This is a genomic window from Streptomyces sp. NPDC091412 (assembly GCF_044756885.1).
Lineage (GTDB): Bacteria > Actinomycetota > Actinomycetes > Streptomycetales > Streptomycetaceae > Streptomyces.
Genome location: NZ_JBIVTV010000016.1, coordinates 73,132 through 88,406, shown reverse-complemented (window position 1 = coordinate 88,406; position 15,275 = coordinate 73,132). Strand labels below are relative to the sequence as shown.

The following is a 15,275-nucleotide window of genomic DNA, read 5'->3' as shown; positions in this document are numbered from 1 at the left end:
GCACTCCGCGCCGCCGTCACACGAGGCGATTCCTACCCGGTCTGAACGGCGGGCCTCCTCGCAAGAGAGCAGGTGACCCGGGCGCCCCCGTCCGGCGCGGGAGAGCCGGGCCGGACGACGGGGTTACGGCAGCGGGCCCGCGCGGTCCAGCAGGCCGGTGCGGGCGGCCAGGGCCGCCGCCTCCAGCCGCGAGCCCACCCCGAGCTTCATCAGGACCCGTTGGACGTGGGTCCGGGCCGTGCTGGGGGCGATGCCCATGCCGGCCGCGATCAGGCGGGTGTCCTCGCCCTCGGCGACCCGGACCAGGACCTCCACCTCGCGCGGGGTGAGCATCCGCAGCAGACGCTGGCCCTCGTCGTCCGGCGGGGCGGCGGGGTTCAGCAACTCGCCGAAGGCGCCGTGGAGGAGCTGGGGGGCGACGGCGGCCTCGCCCGCCCTCGCCTTGATGATCGCCCGCTCGACGCCCTCGATGCGCTCGTCGTGGCGTACGTACCCCGAGGCCCCCGCCGCGAAGGCGGCCGCGATGCCGCGCGGGGACGGAACCGGGCCGAGCACAACCACCGCGACCTGCGGACGCTCCCGCTTGATCTTCACCACCGGGTCGAAGATGCCGGGCTCGGCCGGTGCCGCCGTGCCCAGCAGGCACACCTCCGGAGCGCGGCTGATCACCAGGTCCGCCGCGCCCGCGGCCGGCGCCGCGGCGGCGAGCACGCGGTGTCCGCGCAGCTTCAGCGCCGAGGCCAGTGCCTCGGCCAGTAGCCGGTGGTCGTCGACCACCATGAGCCGCACTCCCATCGAGCCCCCAGTCCCCCCAAGGATGTCCACAGCCCCGGACGGCGGCCCCCCGGCACGCCCGCCCGTCATGCCCCCGGAAGCTACACGCTTGTTCGACGTCGCGCTGCCCCTACCGGCGAGAAGTACCCACGGATCGGCGGACTTTTCGCATTCCTCGCATTCAAAACTCATTTCGAGGGTCATGCGGGGGCGTTGAGTGGTACGCGCACGGCCCCGCCCCCGGTCGGGGGCGGGGCCGTCTCGTTCCGGCCGTGCGGCGGATCAGCCGCCCGCTCCGAAGGCCAGCGCCAGGTAGTCCTTGCCGAGGGACGAGGACGACGCCTTGCGGGCGTAGATCGACGACATGTAGAGGTGACCCTGGGAGTAGAGGAACTCCGCGCGGTCCGGGGACATGGAGGTCTCCGCGTCGCGCACGTCCCGCGAGGCCGGGTTCTCCAGCAGCTTGGTCTGCTTGAAGCTGCCGCCGTCGATGCTGACGATCTGGCCGCCCTTGTCGTAGGGCGGGCTCTTGTACGCGATGACGTCGGCGCCGTCCATGCGCAGCGGGTAGATGTGGTAGCCGTCGCCCGCGTCGGCTCGCTGGCCGGTCTGCTTGCCGGTACCGAGGTCGAACGCGACGACCTCGTTGGTCTTGCGGAACTCTTCGCTGCCGTCGTGGTCCTCGGTGGGCACGTACAGCCGGTCGTTGCCGACCGCGAGGCCCCGGCAGTCCTCGACCCTGCTGATGCCGTCGCAGCGGGCCGCGTAGGTGTCGCCGGGCGCCGAGATGTGGGCGCGCAGCTTGCCGGTCCCGTTGTCGATGGAGAAGAAGTCCGAGATGCCGCTGCCGTCGCCCGCGCTCTGGCCGACATCGGCGGCCACGACGAGCGGATCGGTCGAGACGATCGCGGCGTACTCGATGCCCTGCGACATCTTGTACTCCGAGATCACCTTGCCGGACTTCGGGTCGATCGTCTGGATGTGCAGCTGACGCTGCCCGTACTGGCCGCACTTGCGCACCGCGACCAGCTTCGCGCCACCGCCGTACCCGGCGTCGTAGCAGGTGTCGGCCGCCTTCGGGGCCCACAGGGCCTTGCCGTCCGCGATGTCGAAGGCGGCGCCGCCGCTGGTGCCGCCCACGGCGACCGTGCCGCCGCTGACGGTGACGTTGTCGAGCCTGATGGCCTGGTCACCGGACTTGACGGTCTGCGTCCACAGCTTCTTGCCGGCGTCGAGGTCGATCGCCGCGACCTGGCTGCAGCCGTGCGTGGGCTTGTCCTTGGTCGGCATGGCCGGCTCGTGGACGATCGCCGTCCTGCCGTCCGGGGTGGCGTGCTTGCTGGCCTCGCACACCGGGCCGGGCAGCTCGATCGTCCACAGCCTGGTGCCCTTGTCCCGGTCGTAGCCGACGATCTCGGCGACGCCGCTCTTGACGTACGCCTTGTCCGTGAGCCAGGACCCGGTGGTGGTGACCAGGTCGCTCACCTCGGGCATCGGCACCTGGTAGAGGACCTTGGCGGCCGGGTCGGACGGCGCCTTCTCCGTGCCGCCGGAGGCGGACTTCCCGTCGTCTTCCTTGCCGCCGGTGCCACCGCTGGAACTGGCGGTGTCCTGCTTGCCGCCGTCGGACCTGTTCGAGTACCAGATGCCGGTGCCGATGATCAGCGCGATCACGACGACGGTCGAGACGATCATCACCACCTGGGCGTTGATCTTCCGGCCGCCCCCCGGCTGTCCGGCCTGCGGCTGCGCCGGCACGGTCGGCGGCTGGCCGGGATAGCCGTACCCGGGCTGCTGGGCGCCGTAGGGGTTCGGCTGCGCGGCGGGGGGCTGGGCGTAGGGGTTCGGCTGCAGGCCCGGGTAGCCGTAGCCGGACTGGGGCTGCGGCGGTCCGGCCGGGGGCGGCGGCGTCTGCGGGGCGCCCTGCGGTGCCTGCGGGTAGCCGTAACCCGGCGCCGGCTGAGGGGACTTGGCGAAGTCCGGACCGCCCGCGGGCGGCGTCTGCGGAGGTGGTGCGGGCTGCTGCGGCTGCTGGTCCCGCGGCGGGCCGAAGCCGCCGGGCTGCGGCGGCTGGTTGGGCGGCGGGGGCGGCTGGGACATGACGGGTGCACCTCGGGGGAAGCGGAGGGGACGGGACGACGGGGAAGCCGGGTGGCCGGAACGGCGTGCGACGCCGGCCGCGCGTGGCGCGACCGGCCGGGCTCACTTGCCGTAGGCGAGCATCAGCTTCTCCTTCGCGTCGGCCTTTCCGCGCAGCCGGGTGGTGGAGAGGTAGAAGCGTCCGTCGACCCAGTCGACGGCCCGCGAGTAGAAGCCGTTCTCGATCGACGCGGTGCCCTCCGGGTTCTGGAGCAGCTTGACCGGAGTGTGGGCCGAGCCCGCCGTCGCCACGGACACGATCTGGCCGCCCGCGTCGTACGACGGCTCGACGTACACGATGAGCTGCCCGTTCTCCACCTTGAGCGGCATCATCGAGGAGTCCGTCGGGGACTTCACGCGCCACTTCTCCTTGCCGGTGGCGAGGTTGAGGGCGACGATCTCGTTGGCGCCGGTGGTGACGTCGGTGGGCAGGTAGAGGGTGTCGGCGTCGGAGGCGACGGCCTGGCAGCCCTGGAGGTTACGGGCGAGGATGGCCCAGCCGCACTGGGCGTTGAAGTTCGACTTGGTGTCCACCTGGGAACGGATGGCGCCGCCGCTCAGCGTCGAGATGTTCCAGTGCTTCTTGTCCTTGTCCACCGAGTACACGACCACCGGGTCGACGGAGTAGACACGCTCGACCGACCAGTCCTTGGGGATCTTCTTGGTCCACCTGACCGCGCCGGTCGCGGGGTCGAGCTCCTGCACCTCGTCGTGCTCGTTCGAACCGCCGGCCCCGCAGGACGCCACGGAGATCAGCCGGGAACCACCCGCGAAGGCGCCGGGGAAGCAGGCCTGGCCGTAGCGCCGCTTGTCGAAGAGCTTCTTGCCGCTGTCGACGTCGTACGCCGTGCCCGACTGCGAGCGGCCCACCATCAGCGTCTTGCCGGCCACGGTCATCTCGATGGTGAGCGTGCTGTCGAACAGCTCGCCGTCCTCGACCTTGATGGTCCAGCCCTTCGCGCCGGTGTTCAGGTCGATCTGCTGGAGCTGGTTGCACTTGGCGCGGTCGCTGCTGCCGCTCATGTAGGCCACGACCACCTTGTCGTCGGCCGTCTTCCGCGGTGTCACCGCGCAGATCTTCTCCGGGAACGTGATCGGTTCCCAGGTGGGCCTGCCGTCACCGACGTTGTAGGCGAAGACCTGCTTGTACGCCGCCTTCACCGCCGTCTTGCCGGTGATCCACATACCGGGGGCCTCGGCGCCGCCACCGGGCGCGGCGGGCGCCTCCTTGTACCAGAGCACCCTGGCCTCGCCGGACTTGCGGCCCGCGTTGAGGTCCTCCGCCTCCCCCTTGCCGTCGCCGCTGCCGTCACCGGGGTTGACCGGGGCGTCGGAGGCGGCGGAGTTCGAGGGCTTCGCGTCGCCGCTCGCGTCGGCGACCGGCTTCTTGTCGCCGTCGTCGCCGCTGACGGCCCAGACGGTGACACCGGCGACGAGCACGGCGGCCACCGCGGCGCCGATGATGGCCATGGTCCTGCCCTTGAACGGGCTGCCGGTGCCGCCGGGGGGCGGGGTGCCGGGCGCGCCCGCGAAGTGCGGCTGCTGCGGGTAGCCGTAGCCGGGCTGCTGCCCGTACGGCCCCGGCTGCTGCGGCTGCCCGTACGGGCCGGGTGCGGCGGGCGCGCCGTAGGGGCCGGGTGCGGCGGCCGCGCCATAGGGGCCGGGCTGGGCGTAGGGCCCGGGCTGCTGCGGGTAGCCGTAGCCGGGCTGCGGCGGTCCGGCGGGCGGGGGCGGCGGGGCCTGCGGCGGCTGGGCCGGGGGCGGGGGCGTGGCCTGGCGCGGGTCCTGGGGAGCTCCGAAACCGCCCTGCGCCGACGGGTCCTGGGGAGCTCCGAAACCGCCCTGCGCCGGTGGGGTCTGCGGCGGCCCGAAGCCGCCGGACTGCGGCGGCTGGTCCTGCGGCTGCTGCGGCTGATCCTGCGGTGCTCCGAAGCCGCCCTGGGGCGGCTGGCTGGGCGGCTGAGACATCAGCGCGCTTCCCCCTCAATCACTGCTTTTTAGCCACGCCCTGAGGTACCCGAAGAACCCAGAGCCGTCCGGGAAAGTCCCCGGACGGCTCATTCCTATCACTCGCAACCCGCCCGTCACCGGGCCGCGTCGGCCCCTGTTCCCAAGGGAGGACCGGCCCGTGACGCGCCCGTTATGCGTGGCGGGCCCGGGGGACTTTCCTCCAGAAAACCGCCACGCCGCGTTCACACGGCGCGTGCGCCCGCCCCCGACGGGACCTCCCGCAGCGCTACGCGTCCTCGGCGAGTTCGAGCCAGCGCATCTCCAGTTCCTCCCGCTCCCCCGCCAACGCGCGCAGCTCGGCGTCGAGTTCGGCGACCTTCGCGAACTCGGTGGCGTGCTCGGCGATCCGCGTGTGCAGCGTGGACTCCTTCTCGGAGATCCGGTCCAACTGCCGCTCGATCTTCTGCAGTTCCTTCTTCGCGGCGCGCAGTTCGGCGGCGCTCCGCTCGGGCGCGGCCTGCTCGGCGACGGCCGACGGGACCGGGGCGGCGGCCGCGGCCTGCTGTTCCATCCGCTGCCGCCGCTCCAGGTACTCGTCGATGCCGCGCGGCAGCATCCGCAGCGCGCCGTCGCCGAGGAGCGCGTACACCGTGTCGGTGGTGCGCTCGACGAAGAAGCGGTCGTGGGAGATGACGATCATCGAGCCGGGCCAGCCGTCGAGGACGTCCTCGAGCTGGGTGAGGGTCTCGATGTCGAGGTCGTTGGTGGGCTCGTCGAGGAAGAGCACATTGGGCTCGTCCATGAGCAGGCGCAGCAGTTGCAGCCGCCGCCGCTCACCGCCGGACAGGTCGCCCACCGGCGTCCACTGCTTCTCCTTGCCGAAGCCGAACGTCTCGCACAGCTGCCCGGCGGTCATCTCCCGCCCCTTGCCGAGGTCGACGCGCTCGCGCACCTGCTGCACGGCCTCAAGGACCCGCCAGTCCGGGTCGAGTTCGGCGACCTCCTGGGAGAGGTAGGCGAGCTTCACGGTCTTCCCGACGGCGATCCGCCCGCCGACGGGCTGTGCCTCGCCCTCGGTGCGGACGGCGTCCGCCATGGCCCGCAGCAAGGAGGTCTTCCCGGCGCCGTTGACGCCGACGAGACCGATCCGGTCGCCCGGCCCGAGATGCCAGGTGACGTGCTTGAGCAGCACCTTGGGCCCGGCCTGCACGGTGACGTCCTCGAGGTCGAGGACGGTCCTGCCCAGCCGGGAGGAGGCGAACTTCATCAGCTCGCTGCTGTCCCGCGGCGGCGGCACGTCCTTGATCAGCTCGTTGGCGGCCTCCACGCGGAAGCGCGGCTTGGAGGTGCGGGCGGGGGCGCCGCGCCGCAGCCAGGCCAGTTCCTTGCGGATCAGGTTCTGCCGCTTGACCTCCTCGGAGGCGGCGATGCGCTCGCGTTCGGCGCGGGCGAAGACGTAGTCGGAGTAGCCGCCCTCGTACTCGTACACCGCCCCGCGCTGCACGTCCCACATGCGGGTGCAGACCTGGTCCAGGAACCACCGGTCGTGGGTGACGCACACCAGCGCGGAGCGGCGCTCGCGCAGGTGCCGGGCCAGCCAGGAGATGCCCTCGACGTCGAGATGGTTGGTGGGCTCGTCCAGGACGAGCAGGTCCTGCTCCTCGATGAGCAGCTTGGCCAGCGCGATCCGCCGCCGCTCGCCGCCGGACAGCGGTCCGATGACGGTGTCGAGGCCCTTGGGGAAGCCCGGCAGGTCGAGCCCGCCGAACAGTCCGGTCAGGACATCCCTGACCTTGGCGTTGCCCGCCCACTCGTGGTCGGCCATGTCCCCGATGACCTCGTGGCGGACGGTGGCCTCCGGGTCGAGGGAGTCGTGCTGCGTGAGCACCCCGAGCCGCAGTCCGCCGGAGTGCGTGACTCGTCCGGTGTCGGCTCCCTCCAGCCTGGCCAGCATCCGGATCAGCGTGGTCTTGCCGTCACCGTTGCGCCCGACGACCCCGATCCGGTCCCCTTCGGACACACCGAGCGAGACACCGTCGAGCAGGGCGCGTGTGCCGTACACCTTGCTGACGTTCTCGACATTGACCAGGTTGACGGCCATTTCACTCCTGTGCGCGGGGGTCGGTCAGCTTTCTAGCGTAGGGCCTTGGAGGAAAGGGCTGGAACGTCACGCTGCCGTCACTCTTCGTGATGACGTGATCGGGAGACGGCGGCTGCGGTGGAGAAACAGAGTTTCTCAGACCACTGTCGCCCCGGCCGTCGGCGACTCGGCGGCCCGGGCAGCTCGGCAGGTCCCCGACGCGAGCAGGGCCTGAGCCACCGCAGTCGCCGCCTCCGCATCGGCTGCCAGGAACGCCGTCGTCGGCCCCGACCCCGACACCAGGCCCGCCAGGGCCCCCGCCTCGCGGCCGGCCGCGAGGGTGTCCGCGAGGGACGGGCGCAGGGAGAGCGCGGCGGGCTGGAGATCGTTGGAGAGCGCGGCGGCGAGGGCGGCGGTGTCCCCCTTCTCCAGCGCGGCCAGCAGGTCCTCGGAGGCGGTCGGCTCCGGGATCCGGACGCCCTCGTTCAGCCGGTCGAACTCGCGGAACACCGCCGGTGTGGACAGCCCTCCGTCGGCCAGCGCGAACACCCAGTGGAAGGTGCCGCCGACCTCCAGCGGGCGCAGCTTCTCCCCGCGCCCGGTGCCCAGCGCCGCCCCACCGACCAGACTGAACGGCACGTCGCTGCCCAACTTGGCGCAGATGTCGAGGAGTTCGTCGCGGGAGGCGTTGGTGCCCCACAGCGCGTCACAGGCCAGCAGCGCGCCCGCGCCGTCCGCGCTGCCGCCCGCCATGCCCCCGGCGACCGGGATGTCCTTGGCGATGTGGATGTGCACGTCGGGGCTGCGGCCGTGGCGTTCGGCGAGGACGAGGGCGGCGCGGGCGGCGAGGTTCGTACGGTCCAGGGGGACCTGACCGGCGTCGTGGCCCGCGCAGGTCACGCGCAGCTCGTCGGCCTCGGTGACCGTGACCTCGTCGTACATACCGACCGCGAGGAAGACGTTCGCCAGGTCGTGGAAGCCGTCGGGACGGGCGGCGCCGACCGCGAGCTGGACGTTGACCTTCGCCGGGACGCGTACGGTGACGCTCACTTACCGGTCTCCTTGTGCTCGGCGATCCGTGCGAACTCCTCCACCGTCAGCGACTCGCCCCGCGCCTGCGGGGAGACCCCGGCGGCGACCAGGGCCGCCTCCGCCGCCGCGGCCGACCCGGCCCACCCGGCGAGCGCGGCCCGCAGGGTCTTGCGGCGCTGGGCGAAGGCCGCGTCGACGACGGCGAAGACCTCGCGCTTGGTGGCGGTGGTCGCGACCGGTTCCGTGCGCCGGACCAGGGACACCAGTCCGCTGTCGACGTTCGGCGCGGGCCAGAAGACATTGCGGCCGATGGCCCCGGCCCGTTTGACCTCGGCGTACCAGTTCGCCTTCACGGACGGCACGCCGTACACCTTCGAGCCGGGCGCCGCGGCGAGCCGGTCGGCGACCTCCGCCTGCACCATCACGAGGGTGCGCTCGATGCTCGGGAAGGTGTCGAGCATGTGCAGCAGGACGGGCACGGCCACGTTGTAGGGGAGGTTCGCGACCAGGGCGGTGGGCGCGGGGCCCGGCAGCTCGGTGACGTGCATCGCGTCGGAGTGGACCAGCGCGAAACGGCCGGCGCGCTCCGGCATGCGGGCGGCGACGGTCGCGGGCAGCGCCGCGGCGAGTACGTCGTCGATCTCCACGGCGGTGACCCGGTCGGCGGCCTCCAGCAGGGCGAGGGTGAGGGAGCCGAGCCCCGGGCCGACCTCGACGACCACGTCCTCGGGGTGGACGTCGGCGGTGCGGACGATGCGGCGGACGGTGTTCGCGTCGATCACGAAGTTCTGGCCGCGTTGCTTGGTGGGGCGTACGCCGAGTGCTGCCGCCAGTTCGCGGATGTCGGCGGGACCCAGGAGGGCGTCGGGGGCGGGGCTGCTCACGGCACAAGGGTACGGGGGCGCGGGTGGCGTGATTGCCACGGCCGCCCGGAGCCGGGTCCGGCCCGCGGCCGCCCGAAGCGGAGGCCGGCGCGCGGGGGACGGCCCGCAGCCGCCCGAAGCGGAGGCCGGCGCGCGGGGGACGGCCCGCCCGCGGCCCCGCCCGCCACTAGCCTCGGAGCCGGTCGCCGCAGTGGGGCCAGGGGCTCGCCCCCCGGCTCACGTACAGCTTCTTCGCGCGGTAGGTCTGCTCCACCGCCGGCGCGTCCTGGGGGCGGCCCCGGCCGCCGAGGCCGTGCCAGGTGTCTTCGTCGAACTGGTACAGGCCGCCGTACGTGCCCGAGGTGTCCACGGCGTCCGCCCGGCCGCCGGACTCGCACTGCGCGAGCCCCTGCCAGTCGAGGTGGTCGGCGCCCCGTACCGACGGCGGGTGGGCCTTGGTACCGACCTTCACGACCTGCGTCCGCGGCGCGCGCACTACCTCCGACTCCACGCGCCACGGCCGCTGCCGCACGCCGTTGACCGTGCGCACGGAGTACTCGACCCTGCGCACTCCCGGCTGTCCGACCCGCTCGACGACCTCCGTCCCCCTGAGCAGGGTCGGGTCGGCGGTGCGCCGCACGGCGAACGGGATGAGCTCTTCGCGCGCCTCCCGGCTCCCGGTGATCCGCAGCACGGTGACCGTCTGCCCGTCGCGGGGGAAGCTGCCCGGCGCCACGGAGATGGTGTCCTGGCCCCGCAGGGTGATCCCGGCCTGCTCCACCACGTCCCGCACGGTCGCCGCGTTGGTGCGGACGGTGCGGGCGCGGCCGTCCGCCATGACGGTCACCGAACGCTCGGTGCGCACGTCGAGCGCGAGTCCGGCACGTCCGATGGGCTGCGAGCGCGCGGCCGACAGATACGCCCCCTCCGCTCGCACGCCCAGCTCCCTGAGCGCCTCCTCGACCGTGCGCGCCGTCGTCCACACCTCGCGGCGGTGTCCGTCGAGCGTCAGCCGGACCGGCCGCCCGTGGCGGACGGTGATCTCGTCGCCGCTGGTGAGCGCGGCCTCGGGGGCGGGCAGCACCACGTCGTGCGGCCCGAGCCGCACACCTTCGTCGGCCAGCAGGCCGGAGACGTCGTCGGCGAAGGTGTGCAGGCTGCGCTCGCCGCCGTCGACGCTGAGCTCGATCGCCTTGTCCTCGGCGACGAACGCGGTGGTCCCGCCCGCCAGGAACGCGACGACCAGCGCGCGGGGCAGCAGCCGGCGCACGCACGCCTCGGGCCGCTCCGTATACCGCGCCCTGCGCCGCCGCGCTCCCCGGTGCGTGCCGCTCCCCGCGCCGCTCGCCGTAGTGCTCTCGGCGTGGCGGGTCTGGCGGGGCAGTACCGGCTGGGTGGGCTCGTGGGCTGCGGACCGGCGGAGGGCCTCGTAGGCGGGCCCGTACGTGTCCGCGTACGGCGACCCGTGGGCCCCGTACGGCAGCGTCTGCGCGGTGTGCACGTCGTGGTGGAGGGCGGTGTGCTCGTACTGCTCGTACGAGCTGTCCTGCTGGTACGGGCTGCCGTACTGCCGGTAAGGGCTGTCCTGCTCGTACGGGCTGCCGTACTGCCGGTAGGGGTTGTCCTGCTCGTACGGGCTGCCGTACTCCCAGTAGGGGTTGTCCCGCTCGTACGGGCTGCCGTACTGCCGGTAGGGGTTGTCCCGCTCGTACGGGCTGCCGTACTCCCAGTAGGGGTTGTCCCGCTCGTACGGGCTGCCGTACTGCCGGTACGCGTTGCCCTGCTGGTCCGCGTTGTCCTGCTGATACGGGTTGTTGTACTGCTCGTACGCGCCGCCGTACTGCTCGTACGGGTTGTACGGCCCGTAGGACTCATACGCCTCGTAGGTCTCGTATGCGCCGTACGTCTCGTACGCCTCGTACCGCAGATTGCTCACGCGGCCAGAACCTAGCGGAGCGCCCGTCACTCTCCAAAGCGCTCCGGATGCGCTCAGTAGCCGAAAGCGCGGGCCGTGTTGACCGCCAGTGCCGTCGCCAGGGTGTCCTCGTCGATGCCGCGCACGGCGGCCATCGCACGCACCGTGACCGGAACGAGGTACGGGGCGTTGGGCCGTCCGCGGTACGGCGCCGGGGTCAGGAAGGGCGCGTCGGTCTCCACCAGGACCAGCTCCAGCGGGGCGACGGCGAGGGCGTCCCGCAGGTTCTGGGCGTTCTTGAAGGTGACGTTGCCGGCGAAGGACATGTAGTAGCCGGCGCGGGCGCACACCTCGGCCATCTCCGCGTCGCCCGAGTAGCAGTGGAACACCGTCCGCTCGGGGGCGCCCTCCTCCTTGAGGACGCGCAGGACGTCGGCGTGCGCGTCCCGGTCATGGATGACGAGGGCCTTGCCGTGCCGCTTGGCGATCTCGATATGGGCGCGGAAGGAACGCTCCTGCGCCGCCTTGCCCTCGGGGCCGGTGCGGAAGTAGTCGAGTCCGGTCTCCCCGACGCCCTTGACCTGGGGCAGCGCGGCCAGCCGGTCGATCTCGGCCAGGGCCTCGTCGAGCCCGGTGTCCCCGCCCGGCTCGCGCGCGCCCTGCCGCGACCAGCCGTCGGGGTCGCCGTGGACGATGCGCGGAGCCTCGTTCGGGTGCAGGGCGACCGTCGCGTGGACACTGTCGTACGCCGCGGCCGTCTCGGCGGCCCACCGCGAGCCGTTGAGGTCGCAGCCGACCTGGACGACCGTCGTCACGCCCACCGACGCGGCCTTGGCCAGGCCTTCCTCGACCGTGCCGGACTGCATGTCGAGGTGGGTGTGGGAGTCGGCGACCGGTATCCGGAGCGGCTCCGGAAGCGGGGGCGCCGCGTTCTTGTCGGCGTTCGAAGGCATGCCCCGATCCTACGGAAGGGGCGGGTCCTCATCGTCCACCGCTCGTCGTGAGGCGGCGCTCAGCCCGCCTTGCGGTGGAAGGGGTGCAGCAGGTCCGACAGATGCCAGTGGTGGTCGCCGTGGCCGGTGCGGGTGCCCTGCGCGCGGTCCGCCGCCTCCTCCCCCGACGGGGACGTCCCGACCCGGTTCGCCACGGGTGGCACCGGATGGTTCCGGCGTTCCTCGTGCCGGTGCAGATGGCTCTGCGCGGACGACACCCGGCCGGCCATCATGATCCGGACGACGTGCCCGTCGCAGTTCTGGCAACGCGGCCGGCTCAGCGGGGACGGCACGACGCCGCCGTCCGCCACGTACCGCACGCACTCGTTGCCCTCGCCGTCCGTGTAGTGCTCTATCTCGTACGACTGCTCCCATCCGTGCCCGCACCTCATGCAGGCGAAGGAGTAGGACTCGTTGACGACGGCCATGGCCGCACCGCGGTGGCCGTACCGCCGCCCTGTGATGTCGCTCACGCCAGCTCCTCGTGTCCGCTGGACAAAGGGGACGGTTGCCGTCCCGTCGTCCAGTGAACTCCTCCGCCGTCGGCGGCGCACAAGGCCTGGGGAGTGTTGGAGGCGTTTTGGGCCCCGCTTGCCAAAGGGTCCCTCCCGCGGCCGAAGTCCCTTTGCCTTCCCGGACGGCTCTTTGCCACCCCATGGGGCGGCCGCTCATGAGAGATGCGCCCTGCTCAGAGCGGGTGTGAGCGAGGTCTCACGCCCCCGCGCGCTTGGCGGCGACCACCGCGTCGAACACCTCCCGCTTGGGCACCCCGGCCTCGGCCGCGACCGCCGCGATGGCCTCCTTGCGGCGTTCCCCGGCCTCCTCGCGCACCCGCACCCGCCGCACCAGTTCCTCGGGGCCGATCTCCTCGGGTCCCTTCTCGGGCGCCCCCTCGACCACGACGGTGATCTCGCCGCGCACGCCCTCGGCGGCCCACGCGGCCAGTTCCCCGAGCCCGCCGCGCCGCACCTCCTCGTAGGTCTTGGTCAGCTCCCGGCACACGGCGCCCCGCCGCTCGGCGCCGAACACCTCGGCCATCGCCGCGAGCGTGTCGTCGAGCCGGTGCGGGGCCTCGAAGTAGACCAGCGTGCGCCGCTCGTCCGCGACCTCCCGCAGCCGGGTCAGCCGCTCGCCCGCCTTGCGCGGCAGGAATCCCTCGAAACAGAACCGGTCGACCGGCAGCCCGGACAGCGCCAGCGCGGTGAGCACGGCGGACGGGCCCGGTACGGCCGTCACCCGGACGTCCTGCTCCACGGCGGCCGCGACCAGCCGGTAGCCCGGGTCGGAGACGGACGGCATGCCCGCGTCCGTCACCAGCAGCACACGCGCCCCGCCGAGCAGTTCCTCGACCAGTTCCGGGGTGCGGGCGGACTCGTTGCCCTCGAAGTACGACACGACGCGCCCCTTGGGGGTGACGCCGAGCGCCTGGGTGAGCCGGCGCAGCCGCCGGGTGTCTTCGGCGGCGACCACGTCCGCGCCGGCCAGTTCCTCCGCGAGCCGGGGCGGCGCGTCCTGGACGTCGCCGATGGGAGTGCCCGCCAAAACAAGGATTCCAGTCACGCACCCCATCCTCTCAAGTGCCGTCGCGGGCGGACGCGTCCCGGCCGGTACCGGCCATGCGCGGGACTCACACAGAACGGTTCCCTACGATGGCGCGGTGACCAGTACCGCGTCCCACACGGACACCCGGCAGGGCCCGGCCCCGCACGACCAGCGGCCGACGTGGCAGCAGCGCCTGCACCGCTTCGGCCACTCCGCGGGGCCCGCGAGCGGCGGCAGTGGCGTCGTCGACCGTCTGGTGCCGCCGTATGCGCGGCCCGGGGAGCGCCTGTGGGCGGCCCTCGGCATCCCGCGGACCCTCGCCGACCGGATCGTCCGCTGGTCGGGCTGGGGCGGCCCGTTGCTGGTCACGCTGGTGGCGGGCGTGCTGCGGTTCTGGAACCTGGGCAGCCCGAAGGCGGTGATATTCGACGAGACGTACTACGCCAAGGACGCGTGGGCGCTCGTCCACCGCGGCTTCGAGGTCAACTGGGACAAGAACGCCAACGACCTGATCCTCAAGACCGGCGGGCACATCCCGATCCCCTCGGACGCGGCCTATGTCGTGCACCCCCCGGTCGGCAAGTACGTGATCGGCCTCGGCGAGCTGCTCTTCGGGTTCAACCCGTTCGGCTGGCGCTTCATGACGGCCCTGCTCGGCACGCTGTCGGTGCTGATGCTGTGCCGGATCGGCCGGCGGCTGTTCCGCTCCACCTTCCTCGGCTGCCTGGCGGGCGCGCTGATGGCGGTGGACGGCCTGCACTTCGTGATGAGCCGGACCGCGCTGCTGGACGGCGTGCTGATGTTCTTCGTGCTGGCCGCCTTCGGCTGCCTGCTGATCGACCGCGACCGGGCCCGGGAGAAACTCGCCGCCGCGCTCCCGGCCGACGCCGACGGGCGGGTGCGGCCCGACGCGCACACGGCCGGGACGACCCGCCTCGGCCTGCGCCCATGGCGCTGGGCGGCCGGCCTCATGCTGGGCCTGGCGTTCGGCACCAAGTGGAACGGCCTGTACATCCTGGCCGCGTTCTGCGTGATGGCCGTCCTGTGGGACGTGGGCGCCCGCAAGGTGGCCGGCGCCTGGCACCCGTACACGGCCGTGCTGAAGCGGGACACCGGCATCACGTTCCTGGCCACGGTCCCGGTCGCGATAGCCGTCTACCTCGTCTCCTGGATCGGCTGGATCCGCTCCCCCGCCGACGGCAGCGGCGGCTACTTCCGCGACTGGGCCACGACCGACGGCAAGGGCGGCGGTTTCACCTTCCTGCCGGACTGGTTGCGCAGCCTGTGGCACTACGAGCACGAGGTCTACAAGTTCCACGTCGGTCTGTCCTCGCCGCACAACTACCAGTCCAACCCGTGGAGCTGGATCGTCGACGGCCGCCCGGTGTCGTACTTCTACGAGTCGCCCTCCCCCGGCACGGCGGGCTGTCCCACGGACGCCGCCGGCAAGTGCGCCCGCGAGGTCCTCGCCATCGGCACGCCGATGCTGTGGTGGGCGGCCTGCGCCGCGCTGGTGTACGTCCTGTGGCGCTGGTTCTTCCGCCGCGACTGGCGCGCGGGCGCCATCGCCTGCGGCGCCGCCGCGGGCTACCTGCCCTGGTTCATGTACCAGGAGCGCACGATCTTCTTCTTCTACGCCATCGTCTTCCTCCCCTTCCTGTGCCTGGCGGTGGCGATGCTGATCGGCGCGCTCGTGGGCCCGCCCGGCTCCTCGGAGACCCGCCGCGTCGCGGGCGCCACCGGCGCGGGCGTCCTGTTCCTGCTGATCGCCTGGAACTTCGTCTACTTCTGGCCGCTGTACACGGGCACGTCGATTCCCATCGACTCGTGGCGGTCGCGGATGTGGCTGGACACCTGGGTCTAGCTGGGCAGACACACCAGGAGGGGGGGGGCGGGGGGGGCCCCCCCCCCGGGGGTGGTTGTGGTTGGTTTGGGACACCCACCCCCCCCCGCCCGGCCCCCGAGACGCGCCGCCCCGCCGCCCGCGC

General features: G+C 72.6%; 11 protein-coding genes. 1 reads left to right on the top strand and 10 read right to left on the bottom strand.

Annotation, left to right across the window (positions count from 1 at the left end; translation table 11 throughout):
• Window positions 1-123: 123 nt before the first annotated feature.
• From ACIQMV_RS29865 to rsmI, 10 genes are all read right to left on the bottom strand, one after another.
• Window positions 124-795, bottom strand: coding sequence for a LuxR C-terminal-related transcriptional regulator (locus ACIQMV_RS29865; protein ID WP_402596394.1), 672 nt, complete (start codon window positions 793-795; stop codon window positions 124-126).
• 261 nt (window positions 796-1,056) lie between these two features.
• The gene (locus tag ACIQMV_RS29860) at window positions 1,057-2,874 is read right to left on the bottom strand and encodes a PQQ-binding-like beta-propeller repeat protein (RefSeq protein ID WP_402596393.1); all 1,818 of its coding nucleotides are present in this window, start codon (window positions 2,872-2,874) and stop codon (window positions 1,057-1,059) included.
• Between the two features lie 102 nt (window positions 2,875-2,976).
• The gene (locus ACIQMV_RS29855) at window positions 2,977-4,881 is read right to left on the bottom strand and encodes a PQQ-binding-like beta-propeller repeat protein (RefSeq protein WP_402596392.1); all 1,905 of its coding nucleotides are present in this window, start codon (window positions 4,879-4,881) and stop codon (window positions 2,977-2,979) included.
• 268 nt (window positions 4,882-5,149) lie between these two features.
• Entirely contained in the window at window positions 5,150-6,964 is a 1,815-nt protein-coding gene (locus tag ACIQMV_RS29850; RefSeq protein WP_402596391.1) for an ABC-F family ATP-binding cassette domain-containing protein, read from the bottom strand.
• 135 nt (window positions 6,965-7,099) lie between these two features.
• Window positions 7,100-7,993 carry a 4-(cytidine 5'-diphospho)-2-C-methyl-D-erythritol kinase gene (locus ACIQMV_RS29845; RefSeq protein WP_402596390.1) on the bottom strand — a complete coding sequence of 298 codons (894 nt, stop codon included), beginning with the start codon at window positions 7,991-7,993 and terminating at the stop codon, window positions 7,100-7,102.
• Entirely contained in the window at window positions 7,990-8,859 is an 870-nt protein-coding gene (gene rsmA, locus ACIQMV_RS29840; RefSeq protein WP_141360365.1) for a 16S rRNA (adenine(1518)-N(6)/adenine(1519)-N(6))-dimethyltransferase RsmA, read from the bottom strand. The genes ACIQMV_RS29845 and rsmA overlap by 4 nt, the downstream gene beginning before the upstream one ends.
• Window positions 8,860-9,025: 166 nt before the next feature.
• On the bottom strand, window positions 9,026-10,339 hold the full coding sequence (locus tag ACIQMV_RS29835) for a ubiquitin-like domain-containing protein (protein ID WP_402596436.1): 1,314 nt from the start codon (window positions 10,337-10,339) through the stop codon (window positions 9,026-9,028).
• 488 nt (window positions 10,340-10,827) lie between these two features.
• Window positions 10,828-11,706 (bottom strand): TatD family hydrolase, encoded by an 879-nt coding sequence (locus tag ACIQMV_RS29830; RefSeq protein ID WP_402596389.1) that lies wholly within the window; start codon window positions 11,704-11,706, stop codon window positions 10,828-10,830.
• A 59-nt stretch (window positions 11,707-11,765) separates the two neighbouring features.
• Window positions 11,766-12,218: a hypothetical protein gene (locus ACIQMV_RS29825; protein ID WP_402596388.1), complete on the bottom strand. Its 453-nt coding sequence runs from the start codon at window positions 12,216-12,218 to the stop codon at window positions 11,766-11,768.
• Between the two features lie 238 nt (window positions 12,219-12,456).
• Complete coding sequence (gene rsmI / locus ACIQMV_RS29820; protein WP_141360362.1) at window positions 12,457-13,305, bottom strand: 16S rRNA (cytidine(1402)-2'-O)-methyltransferase; 849 nt, start codon at window positions 13,303-13,305, stop codon at window positions 12,457-12,459.
• A gap of 97 nt (window positions 13,306-13,402) precedes the next feature.
• Here rsmI and ACIQMV_RS29815 point away from each other — a divergent pair, with 97 nt between their 5' ends.
• Window positions 13,403-15,151, top strand: a complete 1,749-nt coding sequence (locus ACIQMV_RS29815) for a dolichyl-phosphate-mannose--protein mannosyltransferase (protein WP_402596387.1) — start codon at window positions 13,403-13,405, stop codon at window positions 15,149-15,151.
• Window positions 15,152-15,275: the final 124 nt, after the last annotated feature.

Bases quoted from the DNA above. Each gene is read 5' to 3' on its own strand.
- ACIQMV_RS29865 (WP_402596394.1), bottom strand. From the start codon at position 795: ATGGGAGTGCGGCTCATGGTGGTCGACGACCACCGGCTACTGGCCGAG.
- ACIQMV_RS29860 (WP_402596393.1), bottom strand. From the start codon at position 2,874: ATGTCCCAGCCGCCCCCGCCGCCCAACCAGCCGCCGCAGCCCGGCGGC.
- ACIQMV_RS29855 (WP_402596392.1), bottom strand. From the start codon at position 4,881: ATGTCTCAGCCGCCCAGCCAGCCGCCCCAGGGCGGCTTCGGAGCACCG.
- ACIQMV_RS29850 (WP_402596391.1), bottom strand. From the start codon at position 6,964: ATGGCCGTCAACCTGGTCAATGTCGAGAACGTCAGCAAGGTGTACGGC.
- ACIQMV_RS29830 (WP_402596389.1), bottom strand. From the start codon at position 11,706: ATGCCTTCGAACGCCGACAAGAACGCGGCGCCCCCGCTTCCGGAGCCG.